Source organism: Humibacter soli (genome assembly GCF_054779035.1).
Genome location: NZ_BAAGYX010000001.1, coordinates 1,658,006 through 1,673,855, shown reverse-complemented (window position 1 = coordinate 1,673,855; position 15,850 = coordinate 1,658,006). Strand labels below are relative to the sequence as shown.

11 protein-coding genes are annotated in these 15,850 nt (G+C 69.1%); 6 read left to right on the top strand and 5 right to left on the bottom strand.

Annotated features, from left to right (window positions below; translation table 11 throughout):
* Positions 1 to 145 precede the first annotated feature (145 nt).
* Positions 146 to 526 (top strand): hypothetical protein, encoded by a 381-nt coding sequence (locus tag ACYVDN_RS07835; protein WP_460570101.1) that lies wholly within the window; start codon positions 146 to 148, stop codon positions 524 to 526.
* A 249-nt stretch (positions 527 to 775) separates the two neighbouring features.
* Here the strand turns inward: ACYVDN_RS07835 and ACYVDN_RS07830 are convergent, their stop codons facing one another.
* From ACYVDN_RS07830 to ACYVDN_RS07815, 4 genes are all read right to left on the bottom strand, one after another.
* Complete coding sequence (locus ACYVDN_RS07830) at positions 776 to 1,387, bottom strand: CoA-binding protein (protein ID WP_460570099.1); 612 nt, start codon at positions 1,385 to 1,387, stop codon at positions 776 to 778.
* Positions 1,387 to 2,679, bottom strand: a complete 1,293-nt coding sequence (locus ACYVDN_RS07825; RefSeq protein WP_460570097.1) for an O-acetylhomoserine aminocarboxypropyltransferase/cysteine synthase family protein — start codon at positions 2,677 to 2,679, stop codon at positions 1,387 to 1,389. The genes ACYVDN_RS07830 and ACYVDN_RS07825 overlap by 1 nt, the downstream gene beginning before the upstream one ends.
* A 100-nt stretch (positions 2,680 to 2,779) precedes the next feature.
* Positions 2,780 to 4,345 carry a S53 family peptidase gene (locus ACYVDN_RS07820; RefSeq protein WP_460570095.1) on the bottom strand — a complete coding sequence of 522 codons (1,566 nt, stop codon included), beginning with the start codon at positions 4,343 to 4,345 and terminating at the stop codon, positions 2,780 to 2,782.
* 72 nt (positions 4,346 to 4,417) lie between these two features.
* Complete coding sequence (locus ACYVDN_RS07815) at positions 4,418 to 6,064, bottom strand: dolichyl-phosphate-mannose--protein mannosyltransferase (RefSeq protein ID WP_460570093.1); 1,647 nt, start codon at positions 6,062 to 6,064, stop codon at positions 4,418 to 4,420.
* Between the two features lie 24 nt (positions 6,065 to 6,088).
* Between ACYVDN_RS07815 and rsmI the strand changes: the two genes are divergently transcribed.
* A complete protein-coding gene (rsmI, locus tag ACYVDN_RS07810) occupies positions 6,089 to 6,913 on the top strand; it encodes a 16S rRNA (cytidine(1402)-2'-O)-methyltransferase (RefSeq protein ID WP_460572287.1) in 825 nt (274 codons plus the stop codon).
* Between the two features lie 36 nt (positions 6,914 to 6,949).
* On the opposite strand, the gene ACYVDN_RS07805 is transcribed toward rsmI, so the two are convergent.
* Positions 6,950 to 10,060 (bottom strand): glycoside hydrolase family 2 TIM barrel-domain containing protein, encoded by a 3,111-nt coding sequence (locus ACYVDN_RS07805; protein WP_460570091.1) that lies wholly within the window; start codon positions 10,058 to 10,060, stop codon positions 6,950 to 6,952.
* Between the two features lie 78 nt (positions 10,061 to 10,138).
* Between ACYVDN_RS07805 and ACYVDN_RS07800 the strand changes: the two genes are divergently transcribed.
* The 4 genes from ACYVDN_RS07800 (at position 10,139) to ACYVDN_RS07785 (ending at position 15,667) form a co-directional block, all read left to right on the top strand.
* Positions 10,139 to 12,301 carry an alpha-galactosidase gene (locus tag ACYVDN_RS07800; protein WP_460570089.1) on the top strand — a complete coding sequence of 721 codons (2,163 nt, stop codon included), beginning with the start codon at positions 10,139 to 10,141 and terminating at the stop codon, positions 12,299 to 12,301.
* A gap of 153 nt (positions 12,302 to 12,454) precedes the next feature.
* Positions 12,455 to 13,312: a tryptophan 2,3-dioxygenase gene (kynA, locus tag ACYVDN_RS07795; RefSeq protein ID WP_460570087.1), complete on the top strand. Its 858-nt coding sequence runs from the start codon at positions 12,455 to 12,457 to the stop codon at positions 13,310 to 13,312.
* Positions 13,313 to 13,346: 34 nt separating this feature from the next.
* Positions 13,347 to 14,408: an amidohydrolase family protein gene (locus ACYVDN_RS07790; protein ID WP_460570085.1), complete on the top strand. Its 1,062-nt coding sequence runs from the start codon at positions 13,347 to 13,349 to the stop codon at positions 14,406 to 14,408.
* Positions 14,405 to 15,667, top strand: coding sequence for a kynureninase (locus ACYVDN_RS07785; protein ID WP_460570083.1), 1,263 nt, complete (start codon positions 14,405 to 14,407; stop codon positions 15,665 to 15,667). The genes ACYVDN_RS07790 and ACYVDN_RS07785 overlap by 4 nt, the downstream gene beginning before the upstream one ends.
* The last annotated feature ends 183 nt before the right edge of the window (positions 15,668 to 15,850 follow it).

The window sequence follows — 15,850 nt, the reverse complement described above, 5'->3', positions numbered from 1 at the left end:
CCCCAACCGCGCGCGACTATCCCCACCTCTGCGCTGCTGAACTTCGGAGATCCGCCGGTCTGGCCGGCGTGTCGCGCCCGTTCACCGGCGTGTCGCGGTGAATCTCCGAAGTTCGGGCGGTGATTGATGACTGTAGGGTCGACGGATGCCCGTGCCGAACGACTGGATCGAACATCGCCGTCACGACCGCGAGCTGCTCGGTTGGATGCGCGCGGAGGGCGACGGCTTCGTGGTGATCGACCTTCTGGGCAGGGAGCGCACGGATGCCGTCGACTGGCTGGAGGCCGAGGAGACGCTCGACGGGCTCGGCATCGGATACCTCGCCGATCCCTACGAGCTGCTGCTCGACGACGGACGCTGGCTACGGGTTCGCATCACCGAGGTGTCGACCGACGTCATCCGCGTCAAACGGGATGACTGGGGTGCGATCGACATTCCGCTGCTGGAGTACACGGTCGGGTTCCCCATGCCGTACACGCTGCGCACCATTGACCCGAACGCGCCGGTCATCCTGGACTGGGACTGACGGCGAGCCACCCACTTCGCGTCGAGCCACCCACTTCGCGTCGAGCCACCCACTTCGCGTCGAGCCACCCACTTATCCGCGCGGGTTCGGTGGTGGCTCGGCGGCAGGGTGGTGGCTGGAGGGCAGGGAGATGGCTGGAGGGCAGGGTGATGGCTCGCGCTACGCGGCGGTGAGTCGGCGCGGGGTCGTGCGCGGCGGGTGGTGGGGCTCAGCGGCCCGGCGGGTAGTGGCGGTGCAGGGCGGTGGGGCTCAGCGCACGGTCTTGCGAGCGGAGATGACTCCCGTGTCGAAGCCGAGCAGGTGGAGGCCGCCGTGGAAGCGGGCGTGCTCGATCTTGATGCAGCGGTCCATCACCACGTTGAGGCCCTTCTCCTCGCCGTAGTAGGCCGCATCCTGATTCCAGATTCCGAGCTGTACCCAGATGGTCGGCGCGCCGATGGCCACGACCTCGTCGATGACCTGAGGGATGTCGCTGCCTCGCCGGAACACGTCGACGATGTCCGGCACCTCGGGCAGGTCGGCGAGCGACTTGTAGGCGGGCTGGCCGAGGATCGTCTCCGCGTTCGGGTTCACGAAGTACACCCGGTAATCGCTGGACTGCTGCAGATAGGTTCCGACGAAGTAGCTCGAGCGGGCCGGATTGGGGGACGCCCCGACGATCGCAACCGACTTGGCGGCGCGCAGCAGCTTGAGGCGCTGCTTGGCGTCCGGTCCGTTCCAGGTGCGCTGCGAGCGCAGAAGCTTCGCGAGCGGTGAGTCCGCGGGCACACCGCAGGTGAGGCCATTGGCGAGCTGCACGATGGCCTCGTCGTCGGCGGCCGGTGCGACATCCGTGCTTGTGATGTCGGTGACTGTGCTCATCAGTCCTCCTTCGTGGCCGCGGCCAGCGCCTGGTCGAGGTCGTAGATGATGTCTTCCGGGTCCTCGATGCCGACCGAGAGGCGCACCGAGCCGGGCAGAACGCCTGCGTCGATGAGCTGCTGCTCGGTGAGCTGGGCGTGCGTCGTGGACGCCGGGTGGATGATCAGCGTCTTCGCATCCCCGATGTTGGCGAGGTGGCTCGCCAGGTCGACCGACTCGATGAGCTTCTGTCCGACCGAGCGACCGCCGGCGACCTCGAACGTGAACACCGAGCTCGGACCCTTCGGCAGATACTTCTTCGCGCGCTCGAAGTGCGGGTGAGACTCCAGACCCGCCCAGTGCACCGCCTCGATGCGCGGGTCGGCCTCGAGCCACTGCGCGACGGCGCGGGCGTTGTCCACGTGCGCCTGCATGCGGAACGGCAGCGTCTCGACGCCCTGCGCGAGCAGGAACGCGGAGTGCGGCGCGAGCACCGGGCCGATGTCGCGAAGCTGCTCGGCGCGCAGCCTGGTGAGGAACGCGTACTCGCCGAAGTTGCCGGACCACTGCAGGTCGCCGTAGGTGGGAACGGGCTGGCTGAAGAGCGGGAAGCGGTCGGAGTTCCAGTCGAAGCGTCCGCTCTCGACGACGACACCGCCGAGGGTGGTGCCGTGTCCGCCGAGGAACTTGGTCGCAGAGTGGATGACCACGTCGGCGCCCCACTCGATCGGCCGGTTCAGATACGGGGTCGCGATCGTGGAGTCGATGATGAGCGGGATGCCCGCAGCGTGCGCAACGTCGGCGAGGCCAGCGATGTCGGCGATCTCGCCCGACGGGTTCGCGATCGTCTCCGCGAAGAGCAGCTTCGTCCTGTCGGTGATGGCTGCCGCGTAGTCGGCAGGATCCGAACTCTGGATGAACGTGGTGTCGACACCGAATCGCCGCAGCGCGACGTCGAGCTGGGTGATCGACCCGCCGTACAGGTTCGCGGAGGCGACGATGTGATCGCCCGCCCCAGCGAGGGAGGCGAACGTGATGTACTGCGCGGACAAACCGGACGCCGACGCCACCGCACCGAGTCCGCCCTCGAGGCTTGCGACGCGCTCCTCGAAGCTGGCGACAGTCGGGTTGGCCAGGCGGGAGTAGATGTTGCCGTACTTCTGCAGCGCGAAGCGCGCTGCGGCATCCGCCGTGTCATCGAACACGAAGGCGCTCGACTGATAGATCGGGAGCGCCCTGGCTCCGGTCACCTGATCGGGGATGTTGCCGGCATGGATCGCACGCGTGCGAAAGCCGAATTCGCGGTCTGCCACCCGGCTACCGTAACGGAGTGTCACACAGTGTCGCTGACGACCGCGTAACACTGCGTCGCGGCGGGGGTTTCGAGACGCGCGCGGCTGCGACGCGAGCTCCTCAACTCGCGGGGGCCTCGCCGCGCAGCGCGGCGAGGAGCGCGTCGCCGTCCGGGACGCCGAGGCCGGTGCAGGCATCCCATCCCGCCCGCGCCCGGTAGACGCCGTTGTTGCCGGTGACGATGTCGCGAAAGCCGGGGGCGGTCGCCGTATTGGTCGCTTGCGGGTACATCGTGAGCTGCAGCAGTCCGATGCGCTTGCCGGTGGCCTCCACGAGACGAGCCGCGAGTGCCGCCCAGAGCGGAGCGACAGCGCTGGTGCCTCCGATCACCGTGTCGGTTCCATCGACGCGAACCTGATAGCCGGTCTGCGGATCGGCGTCGCCCGCGACGTCGGGCACACCGCGGCCATCGAAACCGGATGCGGTCGCCGGCACACCCACTGCCGCCTGCCACGAGGGGATCGGGAAGGCGTCGCTCACTCCGCCACCCGTGGCACCACGGCCCACACCGTCGTTCCAGACCGTCTCCGAGGTGACCTTTCCGGTCGAGGTGTCCGCTTTCAGACTGGTTCCCCCGCAGGCCAGGATGTGCGGGCTGGAGGCCGGGAAGTCGACGTGCGGATTGCCGTCGGTGACCCGGTCCGAGCTGCCGTCGTCTCCTGCCGCCGCCGTGACGGTCACCCCGAGTGCGGCGGCGTCGACGAGCGCGTCGTCGAACGCGGAGCGCGCCTGGGCGGTCCAGGCGTCTTCGCTCTCGCCCCAGCTGATGCTCATCGCGTCGGGCGTCGGCTCGGCATGGGCGGCCTGCGTCACCGCGTCGACGAAGCCTGCGTCGGTGTTGGGTGCGAAGTACACCAGGATGTTCGCGGCCGGGGCGAGTGCGCCGATCACCTCGATGTCGAGCAGTACCTCGCCGTCCGCTCCGTTCGGGTCGCCTCCCGGGACGTTCTGCGCGCCATCCACTCCGACGGCCTTCACGGTCGGAGTCGGCACACCGATCTCGCCGAAGTAGGCGTCGAGGTCGGCCTGGTCGAATCCGCCCCCGAGCTCGATGATGGCGATGGTGCGGCCCGAGCCGTCGGTGCCCGCCGGGAAGTCGTAGACGGCCCCCACCTGCACCGGCGTGTAGCTCACGGCGGCGGAGGCGCCGGGCACGGCCACGAAGTGAGCCGTGGCCTGCGGGCGGTCATCTAGCCCGAGCACGGCGACCACACGCTCGTGCATGCTCTCCGGCACGCTCAGCGACCCGGTGCGCTGTCGGAACGTGGATGTCGCACCGTCGGCATGCTCGTGCGAGACGTTCTGCAGGTCGGCCCCGAACAGTTCTCGCACCACGCTCGCCGTGGCCCTGATGCGGATGCGTCGCTCGCCCGGATCGACGCTCAGCACCTCGGCGCCGGCCGCGCGCGCTTCTGCGACGACGGCGTCGACATCCGCCGGATCCGCCCCGTATCGCCGCACGAACTCGTCGCGAGGTATCGGGTTCTGCAGCACCTCGTCGGGAACCGGCTCTCGCCGGCGGAGCACCAGTGTCGCCTCGACCTGTTCGTCGTCGCCGAGCGGTGCTGTCGGGGTGGCCGCTGGGACGGCCTCACGATGGCTTCCGGGGAGTTCTCGTCGCGTCATGCTTCCGGAGTATCACGCACGCCCGACATCCGACACGGCTTGACGGGCGCGGCGTGACCGGGGAAGCCGAACTCAAATCCAGCCCAAGGTCCCGATCCCCGTCGACACGTTCGGCAGCCACATGTGGATCTGCCAGAACCAGAACGGAATCTGCATACCCGTCCAGATCGGGTAGAAGAACACGGAGACGGCCGTGATCACGACGACGAACACCGCGAGCAGGCTGAGGCCTCGTGTGCGCCGATAGGTGTCATCCGTCGGTTTGCCCACGATGAGGGCGAACACCGCAGCGAGCGCGAGGAACACATAGGGCGCGAAGGCGATCGAGTAGAAGGTGAAGATGGTGCGGCCTGCGTAGAGCATCCAGGGCAGGTAGCCGGCGGCGAGGCCGGTGAGGATGAGGCCGTAGCGCCAGTCCCGATACCTGATCAGCCGGTAGATCAGGTAGATGACGGCCGCGGTGCCCGCCCACCAGATGATCGGGTTGCCGAGGTCGGTGATCGCAGAGGCGCAGCCGCCCGGCGCCGTGCATCCGTCGACGCCGTACTTCGTGCCGACGTAGTACATGCTCGTCGGCCGCAGCTGCAGCAGCCACGTCAGCGGGTTGGACTGATACGGGTGCGGGGTGTGCAGGTTGATCGAGTACCCGTACATCTCCTGCTGGTACTTCCACAGGTTCTGAGCCCAGTCGGGCACCCACGACAGCAGGCCGGTGGCTCGCGCGCTCGGCGTCGTCTGCACGTAGTCGCGGTAATAGCCGCCGCGGTTCAGGAGCCATCCGCTCCACGTCGCGATGTAGGTCGCGAAGGCGAGCGGCACCATCAGCACGAACGTGACGATGCCGCCTTTGACGATGCCACCCTCCGGCCACAGTTGGATGCCCGACCGACGTCTCCCCAGAACGTCCACCAGCAGCACGTACACCGCGAAGAAGGCGAGAAAGTAGAACCCGGTCCACTTCACACCGGCGTCGAGCCCGAGCAGGATGCCCGCGACGATGAGCCACGGACGCCACCACAGCCACGGCCCCCAGCCGATCCTGAGCCCGTCGGCTTCCCTGGCGGCGATCCACGCCGCGAGCCGTCTCTCGCGCCACGACCGATCCAGGAGCACGCACAGGAAGGCGAGCAATGCCAGGAACATCACCGAGTTGTCGAGGATGGCGACGCGACTCATCACGATGGCGTTGCCGTCGACCGCCATGATGAAGCCGGCGAGCGCGGCGATCATCGTCGAGCGGAACAGCATCTTCGCGATCACCATCAGCACGACGACCGCGAGAATGCCGACGACCGCGGTGCTGATGCGCCAGCCCACCGTATTCTGGGCGCCGAAGATCGCAAGCCCGACCGCGATCATCCACTTGCCGAACGGCGGGTGCGCGATGAACTCCGGATCGTTCGTGTAGGAGTTCACATCGCCGTCGGCGAACTTCGTGTCGATGTTCGCGGGCCAGGCCGCCTCCCAGCCCTTGTGCAGGATGGTCCAGGCGTCCTTCACGTAGAACGTCTCGTCGAACACGAGAGCGTGCGGGTCGGCCAGCGCCCACAACCGGGCCACGGCTGCGATCAGCGTGACCAGGACGGGCAGTCCCCAGTTGTACCAGCGCAGCTTCGCCGGCGTGTTGACGACCCTGGCGAACCATCTGTCGAGGCGTGTCCCTGTGGGCTCGTGGTGCCACGTGGCACGCTCGCCGGTGGTCCGTCGGTCGGCAGTCACGACGGCAATGCTATGACTGGACACGTGATCATCCTCGCGGCGACGCCTATCGGAAATCTGGGCGACGCCTCTCGACGGCTCGTTGAGGCACTCGAGACGGCCTCGGTGATCGCGGCTGAGGACACCCGTGTCGCGAGCAGGCTTCTGCAGGCCCTCGGCGTGGAGAACCGGCCGCGTCTGGTCGCCATGCACGACCACAACGAACGGGAGCGTTCGGCGGAGCTGGTGGAGCAGGCCCACGACGCCGACCTGCTCGTGCTGTCGGATGCCGGCATGCCGACGGTCTCCGACCCCGGATACCACCTGGTGGTCGCCGCGATCGAGGCCGGTGTCACGGTGACGGCGCTCCCCGGCCCGAGTGCCGTGCTCATGGCGCTCGCCGTCTCCGGGCTGCCGACCGACCGCTTCACGTTCGAGGGGTTCCTGCCGCGCAAGGCCGGAGAGCGGGCATCCACGTTGGGCGCGCTGGCCGACGAGCGGCGAACGATGGTGTTCTTCGAGTCACCGAACCGGCTTGCGGATTCACTCGCCGCGATCGCGCACGCGCTGGGGGCATCCCGCCGGGTCGTGGTGTGCCGTGAGCTCACGAAGCTGCACGAGGAGGTCAAGCGCGGCACGGCACGAGAGCTGGCGGCATGGGCCGCAGAGGGCGTGCGCGGCGAGATCGTCGTCGTGGTCGCCGGCGCCCAGCCGCGCACCGTCGACCTCGGCACCGCCGTTCAGGAGGTGCTTCTCCTCACCGGCACCGGCGAGAGTCTCAAGGATGCCTGCGCGTCCGTCGCCGCGGCCACCGGCCTCTCACGTCGTGCGCTCTATGAGGCGGCACTCCGCGAGCGCGGGGTGCGCTGAGCGCGGCGCACCCCTCCTCGGCAGCGTGGCCGCCGCTCAGCCGACGGTGAGCGACCAGCTCCACTCGTAGACACCCGGCCGAACGATGAACGGCGCGAGGGCATCCGGACCGACGGACGCGCTGCCGAGACCGCGGTGAGCGATGTCGGCTCGCACGATCGTCTCGTCGCGTCGCGGCAGCTCCCACGAGTGGCCCGTCTGCTCGAGGTCGGCGACCGAGTGATGGGATGCCGTGAACACCACAGGCTGCGCGAACCGCAGAAGCACCGTTCGCGATCCGTCGCCGAGCGACGCGGCTGTGACCCCGGTGCGTCCGGCGTTCTCCTGCGGGCGCACGTACGGCGTCTGCAGGTCGTCGACGCTCGACTCCCAGCGCCCGAGCAGCCCGGATGATCGCCGGTCCGGATACGTCTCGTGCGGTCCGTCGCCCAGCCAGGTCACCTGCTCGAAGCCCGGCGCGATGGCGAACTCGACTCCTACGCGCGGGATGTCGGGCAGCGCCTCCGGCACGACGATGCGCTCGTGGAACTCGAGGTCATAGCCGGTGTCCACGACGGTCTGTTCGTGCTCGATGATGTGGCCGGTCGAGCTCGTGTACGTCGCCCGGACGCGAACCGTGCCGCCATCCCGATCGACGGAACCCACGGTGCGGGTCACCTCACGCAGACCTGTCGCCTCCAAGCGCTGCAGCAGCGGGATCGACTTGTCGTTGTCCGTCAGTGCGCGCCAGAACTGCAGCCGCGGAGGCGAGGCGAGCAGCGGATGACGCAGCAGACCCTCGTCGTCGACCTCGGCGCCCGCTACTCGACCAGCGGGGGTGATACCCGCTGGGATGCTGCCGGCGCGCACCTCGAGCACGGCGAGTCCCGTGCCGGCGGGTGCCCACCCCAGGTCCGCCGCGGTGCGAACGGTCACCCGCAGGGCAAGCGCACCCGGCTCCGAGAATGCCCGCACGATCGACTCCGGCAGGGCGACCTCGGCGGTCTCACCGGCCGAGGCGGAGGCATCCAGCCGCACGGCCTCCGTCTCTCCGTCGATGCGTGCCACCGATGCCTCGAGAGCCAGACCCTCCAGCGATGCGAAGGTCTGGCGGTTGAGCAGACGCAGCACGCCTCGGCGCGCCGAGTCGGCATCCGACACGATCTCGACGGGGGAGAAGACCCTCCGCACCTCCCAGATCGCCGGGTGCGGAGACCCGTCGGGGAACAGCAGCCCGTCGATGCAGAAGTTGCCGTCGTTCTGGGCGGCGTCGAGGCCGGCGAAGTCGCCACCGTAGCGGTAGCGGCCGTCGCCCTCGGGGTCGAGCCCGTGGTCCTTCAGCTCCCAGATGAAGCCTCCCTGCAGCCCGGGAGTGGAGCGGATGGCCGTCCAGTAGTCGTCGAACGAGCCGTTGGAGTTGCCCATCGCGTGGTTGTACTCGCACATGATGAGCGGGCGGTCCGCACGGTCATCCTCGGCGTACGAGACGATCGCGTCGATGCCCGGGTACATCGGGCAGACGATGTCGGTCTGCGCGTGTCCGCCGAACCAGTCGCGCGAGATCGCGCCCTCGTAGTGCAGCGGGCGGGTGGAGTCGTAGCCGCGCACCCAGCCGGCGGCGGCATCCTGATTCGCGCCGGAGCCCGCCTCGTTGCCCAGCGACCAGACGATCACGCTCGGGTGGTTCTTGTCGCGCAGAACCATACGTGAGACGCGGTCGACGAACTGGTTCAGGTAGCGCGGGTCGTCGCAGAGCGACCACGCCCAGTCGTGCGTCTCGAGGTCGGCCTCGTCGACCACGTAAAAGCCGTACTCGTCGGCGAGGTCGTAGAACGCAGGGTCGTTCGGGTAGTGCGACGTGCGGATCGCGTTGAAGCCCCATCGCTTGAGGTCCGCCAGCTCGCCTGCGATCTGCTCGCGCGTGAGCGTGCGGCCGGTGCGAGGGTCGAACTCGTGCCGGTTCACCCCCTGCAGCAGGATGCGCCGCCCGTTGACGAGCAGGTCGCGGCCGACGATCTCCACACGACGGAAGCCGACGCGAACCCGGGCGGTGTCGAGCACCGTGCCCTTGGCATCCACCAGCTCGACCTCGACGTCGTACAACGTCGGCGCCTCAGCGCTCCACGGGGCGACGCCCTGCACGGGGAACGAGATGTGCGCACGGCCGTGCGGCTCTGGGAGGTTCGCCCACGTCGCGGCACGAGCGAGAGTGCCGAGCGGCTCGGGCAGGCGCATCCCGGCAGCGTTCTTGCTGTGCAGCGAGAACACGTTCTCGTCGAGCGGGATCTGCGACAGCTGCTGCCGCACGGTGTCGTCTTCGAGGTCGACGGCCGCCCTCGTTGAGACGGATGACCGTCCCTCGCCATCCTGCCCGCCGCCAAGTCGCACCCGCACGGTGAGCCCGGGAGGGGTGACGTCTTCCGGGGCGCCCACCACGGCGTCGACGTCGAGTCGCGCGTGGCCCGATTCGGCGTCGTAGTCCGCAACCACCTGCACGTCGCGCAGGAACGTCGGCGAGGTCGCGTAGAGCACGACGCTGCGGGTGATGCCGCCGTGCCACCACTGGTCCTGGTCCTCGATGTAGCTCGCATCCGACCACTTCACGACGGTCAGCTCGACATCGTTCGTGCCCTCGTGGATGAGCGACGTCACGTCGAACTCCGCGGCGAGCCTGCTGCCCTTGCTGACGCCCGTCTGCACGCCGTTCACCGTGGCCAGCAGCACGCTCTCCGCCGCGCCGACGCTGAGCACGACGCGGCGACCGGCCCACGACGCGGGCACTTCGATGGTGCGTCGGTACACGCCCGTCGGGTTCGCATCCGGCACCCGAGGGGGCGAGAACGGGAACGGCATCGTGATGTTCAGGTACTGCGGCAGGTCGCGGGTGTCACCCGACGTTCCGGCATCCTGCATCGTCCAGGCGCCGGGCACGTGGATGTCGTGCCATTCGTCTCCGGGCGCGGCGTCGGGGCTCGGCAGGAGCTGGAACGACCAGGTGCCATCCAGGTCGAGGACGTCGCTCGGCGCGCCGTTCCCGCTCGCGGCGCCTGCACGCGACACGGCGTGCATGGGTTCCCGCCCGATCGAGGTGATCTCGGGATGCCGCCACACGGCCGACGCCGATCCTCGTGCCGATCCTGGCGTCGATCCCTGGGCGGATGCCTGCATGCGTCTTCCTTCGGTCGGGTACGGTTCCGAGTGCGAATCTATGCGATTGACGAAGCGCAGATGGAATGGGGATGTCTGGTGAACGATCGGCTGTACCTGCGGCAGGCAGGCGTGAGCCTTCTGCTCGACCTGCGAGACGACGACGTGCGCGTCGTGCACTGGGGAGCAGACCTCGGCGAGGACGCTCCGGATCCTGCGCTGTTCGACGGGTCGGAGCCGCCGTCGTCGTTCGGCGACCCGAAACCTGTCTCGTTGATCCCGCAATCCTCACGCGGCTGGCGCGGAACCCCAGGCGTCGCGGGCGACCGAAGCGGCCGCGGCTTCTCACCGTTGCTCTCGGGGGTGCAGACGTCCACTGCTGAGGCATCCGCTGCGGCCTCCGCTTCCGAACCCACCGCGGCATCACGCGCCGCCCTCGTGCTGAGCGACGACGCCGCCGGACTGCGCGTCGACATCACGCTGAGCTTGGATGACTCCGCCCTGCTGCTCGTCGACCAGACGATCACGAACGTCGGCGACGACCCCTACACCGTCGGGGCGCTCGACGTGATGCTGCCCGTTCCCGCCCACGCGACCGAGTCGCTCGACCTGACAGGGCGCTGGGCGAGGGAGAAGCATCCGCAACGCCGTCGCATCGACCAGGGAACGTGGAGCCGCACCGGCAGGCACGGCCGCACCGGGCACGACTCCACCCTCGTGATCGCGGCCGGAACTCCGGCCTTCGGCTGGCGCTCGGGCGAGGTGTGGGCGCTGCACCTCGGCTGGAGCGGCGACCACACCTCGAGGGTCGAGCGCACGGGCGACGGGCAGACCGTGCTCGCCGTCGGAGAGCTGCTGCAGCCGGGCGAGGTCGTCCTCGCGGCGGGGGAGAGCTATGTCGCACCGACCGTGTACGCGGCGTACTCGGCCGTGGGGCTCGACGGCGTGAGCGCACGCTTCCACGAGTGGGTGCGGGCGAGGGACGGGCATCCGTCGACTCCGCGTCCCGTGGTGCTCAACACCTGGGAGGCGGTCTACTTCAATCACGACCTCGGCGCGTTGACCGGTCTCGCGGACGCCGCTGCCGAGCTGGGCGTCGAGCGGTTCGTGCTGGATGACGGCTGGTTCCTCGGCCGCCGCAACGACACGAAGGGTCTCGGTGACTGGTTCGTCGACCCTGAGGTCTGGCCGCACGGGCTCACGCCGCTCATCGACCACGTCAAGGGTCTCGGCATGCAGTTCGGACTCTGGGTCGAGCCGGAGATGATCAACGAGGACTCCAGGCTGGCGCGCGAGCATCCCGACTGGATCTCTCGGCCCGCCGGTGCTCACGGACGTACCTCGCTGCCGTGGCGCAATCAGCAGGTGCTCGACCTGGTCAACCCTGACGCCTGGAACTACGTCTTCTCGCGCATCGACGCACTGCTCACCGAGAACGCCATCGACTACCTGAAATGGGATCAGAACCGCGACCAGCTCGAGCTCGGCCACGACGGGCGAGCGTCGACTCACGAGCAGACCCTCGCCGCGTACCGGCTCTTCGACGCTCTGCGCGCCGCGCATCCCGGGGTCGAGATCGAGAGCTGCTCCTCGGGTGGCGGGCGTGTCGACCTTGGCATCCTGCAGCGCACCGACCGCGTGTGGGCGTCCGACACGAACGACGCGCTCGAGCGGCAGACCATCCAGCGCTGGACCGGCCTCGTGCTGCCGCCGGAGCTCATCGGCGGGCACGTCGGCCCTGGCACCTCGCACACGACGCGTCGTACCCACGACCTCTCGTTCCGTGTGATCACCGCGATGTTCGGACACTTCGGCATCGAGTGGGACGTGCGAAAGACGACGGATGCCGAGCGCGACCAGCTGCGGGCGGCGATCGAGTTCTACAAGGAGAACCGTTCGCTCATCCACGGCGGACGCGCGGTGCGGGTCGATCGTCCCGACGAGACGGATGTCGCCTACGGCACGGTCGCCCACGACCTCTCCCGCGCCGTGTTCGCCTACGCGATGCTGGCGACGTCGCCGAACGAGCGGCCGTCGAGGCTCCGGCTCCCTGGGCTCGACGCCGAGCGGCGGTATCGCGTCTCGCTCGCCTTGCCGCTCGACCCGCACGCGAACGCGCACCCCTCGCTTCCGGCGTGGCTCGTCGCCGGCGGGCAGGGCGAGCTGACGATGTCGGGTCGGGCGCTTGCCGAGGTGGGCATCCCGCTGCCCGGCCTGCACCCCGAGCACGCCCTGCTGCTCGCGGTCGACGCAACCCACTAGCCCCCTTCCGCGGGCGCTACTCGATCAGCGGAGGTGCGTCCGCTGCGCGGGCGCCACTCGATCAGCGGGGGTGCGCACATCGCCGCACCCGTATCGAGACCCTGTCTGACCGCACGCCGCAATAGTGTGGAACGCGGACGCGAGGAGGCGTGGATGAGCGATCAGCACGACGACCGGTATGAGGCAGGCATCGTCACCGACTTCGCGGAGCGCATGAGCTACTCGTCGTATCTGGGCCTGGATCGCCTGCTGTCGGCGCAGCATCCGGTCAGCGAGCCCGAGCACCACGACGAGCTGCTGTTCATCATCCAGCACCAGACGACGGAACTCTGGTTCAAGCTCGTGCTGCACGAGCTCACCGACGCCTGCCGGCTGCTGCGCGACGACCAGTTGCAGCCGGCTCTCAAGCGCATCGCGCGCGTGAAGCACATCCAGCGCACGCTCACCGACCAGTGGTCGGTGCTGGCGACGCTGACGCCGACCGAGTACTCGCAGTTCCGCGGATTCCTGGGCAACTCCTCCGGCTTCCAGTCCTGGCAATACCGAGCCGTGGAGTTTGCGCTGGGAAACAAGGACGAGCGGATGCTCCGGGTGTTCGACAGCGACCCGCATGCCACCGCCGTCCTCGCCGACCTGCTCGCTCGGCCCACCCTGTACGACGAGTTCCTGCACGGCCTCCATCGGGCCGGCTTCGCCATTCCCGCCTCGGTGCTCGAGCGCGACGTGACGAAGCCCTACCGGTTCGACCCTGCACTGATGCCGGCCATCGTGGAGATCTACCGCAACGCCGACGAACACTGGTCGCAGTACGAGGCCTGCGAGGAGCTGGTCGACCTGGAGGAGAACTTCCAGCTCTGGCGGTTCCGCCACCTGCGCACCGTGCAGCGAACCATCGGCATGAAGACGGGCACTGGCGGGTCTAGTGGCGTCCCCTTCCTGCAGAAGGCGCTCGACATCACGTTCTTCCCCGAGCTGTTCGCGGTGCGCACCGAGATCGGCACACCGCAGTGAACCGGAGACCAGGCGTGATCCGCGGGGGCCGCGCGTGATCGATGAGGGCCAGGTCATCGCGTTCGACGACTACTGGGTCGGCTCCTTCCGCGGGCCGACGACGTTCATCGTGCGGGAAGGGCTGCTGCGCCAAGTCGATCCATTCGGTCCTGAACGGAACGCCCGCCCCGACCTCGAGCTGCATGGCACGCTCTTCTCGCGACTCACGGACCACCACGTGCACCTCGGCCTGATCGACCCGAGCGGGCTTCTCGGCGGGGGCATCACGAGCGTGGTCGACCTCGGCTGGATCCCGGCGGAAGCCTCGCGGATGCGCAGGGACGCCGCGTTCCCCGGCTCCACCCTCCCCGAGGTGCACATCGCAGGCGCGTTCCTCACCTGCGTCGGCGGCTACCCGAAGGGTCGCGACTGGGCGCCAGACGACGCGGTCGTCGAACTCGCGAGGCCGTCAGAGGCGGAGGCGGCCGTTCGCGCGCAAGTGGGACTCGGGGCATCCGTCATCAAGGTCACGCTGAACAGCGACGCCGGTGCGGTGCCCTGCGACGAGCTGCTCGAGGCGATCGTGTCCAGCGCTCGTGCCAACGGCGTTCCGGTCGCCGCGCACGTGCAGGGCGAAGGGATGACCGAGCGCGCGCTCGATGCCGGTGTCAACGTGCTCGCCCACACGCCCTTCACCGAGCGGCTCGATGCCGACCTCGTCGCACGCATCTCGCGGGCGCGCACAGGGGTGATCTCGACCCTCGACATCCACGGCACCGGCCATGCCGCCGAGATCGCGAACGAGAACCTGCGCCGCATCGCGGCGTCGGGCGGCCGCGTGCTCTACGGCACGGACCTCGGCAACGGCGCGCTTCCGGTCGGCGTCAACCGGCGCGAACTGGTCGCGCTGGCGGGCGTCGGGCTCGACAGAGACGAGCTCGTGGCGAGCATCGCCGGGAACGAGCATCCCGATGCCGTCGGCCCGCGGCTCGCGTGGGTGCCCGGTGTGCCGCCAGGGCTGGATGCCGACCCTGCCGAGACGGCCGAGTGGCTGGCCGCCGCTCGCGGAACGACCGTCGACTACCTGGAGGAGACCCTGGAAGGAGCGCCATCGTGAGCTCGCCCGATGCCCACCTCGCGTACGCCCGGCGGGCCGACCGCAGCGACGGGCTGGCGCACTTCCGTGCCAGGTTCATCGAGCCGGACGACGAGGTCGTCGCCTACTTCGACGGCAACTCGCTCGGCCGCCCGACCGTCGCGAGCCTTGAGCGGCTGCAGCGGTTCGTCACGCAGGCGTGGGGGAGCAGGCTGATCCGCGGCTGGGACGAGGAGTGGATGTCGCTGCCGTTCACGATCGGCGACCGAATCGGGCGGGTGGCGCTCGGTGCGGCATCCGGTCAGCTCGTCATCGGCGACTCGACGACTGTGCTGCTCTACAAGTTGGCGAGGGCGGCGGTGGATGCCCCGCGCGGCTCCGGCCGGCGCACCGAGATCGTGCTCGACACGGACAACTTCCCGACCGACCGGTACGTGCTCGACGGCATCGCGGCTGAGCGGGGGATGACCCTGCGGTGGATCGAGGCGGACCGGTCATCCGGGGTCACGCCCGAGCAGGTGGCCGCCGTCGTCGGGCCGCAGACCTCGCTCGTGGTGCTCAGTCACGTCGCGTATCGCTCCGGCTTCCTCGCGGACGCCAGGGCGATCACGGCGATCGCGCACGACGCGGGGGCGCTCGTGCTCTGGGACCTCTGCCACTCTGCCGGCTCCGTCCCCGTCGAACTCGACGCATGGGGCGTCGACCTCGCGGTGGGATGCACCTACAAGTACCTGAACGGCGGCCCGGGCTCACCCGCGTTCGCATACGTGCGGAGCGACGTGCAGGAGGTGCTGGAGCAACCGATCCGAGGCTGGATGGGCACGTCGGATGTCTTCGCGATGGGCCCCGAGTACCGACCGGCTGACGGGATGCGTCGCTTCGTCAGCGGCACTCCGCCGATCGTCGGCATGCTCGCGATGCAGGACACGCTCGACATGATCGAGGAGCGCGGCATCGACGCCGTTCGGGCGAAGTCGGTGGCGCTCACCGAGTTCGCGATCGCGCTCGCCGACGAATGGCTGGCTCCGCTGGGAGCGGTGCTGGCGTCCCCGCGCGAACCTGCCCATCGTGGAGGCCACATCACGGTGTCGCACCCTGCGATGCGCGAGGTCACCGCGACGCTGTGGGAAAGGGGCGTCATCCCGGACTACCGCGACCCTGGCGGGCTGCGCATCGGCCTCTCGCCGCTGTCCACGAGCTTCGAGGAGACCTATCACGGCATGGCAGCGGTGCGCGACGCCCTGCGGGAGCACCTCCTCGCGGCCTCCGGGCTGGGGTAGCGGCCCGACTGCCGTACGGGTCGCGAGCCAGATTCCGTTTCGAGTGCAGAAAACGCTGTTGCCGGACATCCGAACAGCGTTATTTGTAAACGAAACAGCATCTCGCTCGTTCGGTGGGCGGCAGTGCGGCGGCAGCGACGGCGGATGACGGGGAGGCGTAACACGACGGGGCGGGTACGCACC

Excerpts from the sequence above, each read along its gene's own strand:
- ACYVDN_RS07835 (WP_460570101.1), top strand. The coding sequence starts at position 146 with ATGCCCGTGCCGAACGACTGGATCGAACATCGCCGTCACGACCGCGAG.
- ACYVDN_RS07830 (WP_460570099.1), bottom strand. The coding sequence starts at position 1,387 with ATGAGCACAGTCACCGACATCACAAGCACGGATGTCGCACCGGCCGCC.
- ACYVDN_RS07820 (WP_460570095.1), bottom strand. The coding sequence starts at position 4,345 with ATGACGCGACGAGAACTCCCCGGAAGCCATCGTGAGGCCGTCCCAGCG.
- ACYVDN_RS07805 (WP_460570091.1), bottom strand. The coding sequence starts at position 10,060 with ATGCAGGCATCCGCCCAGGGATCGACGCCAGGATCGGCACGAGGATCG.
- kynA (WP_460570087.1), top strand. The coding sequence starts at position 12,455 with ATGAGCGATCAGCACGACGACCGGTATGAGGCAGGCATCGTCACCGAC.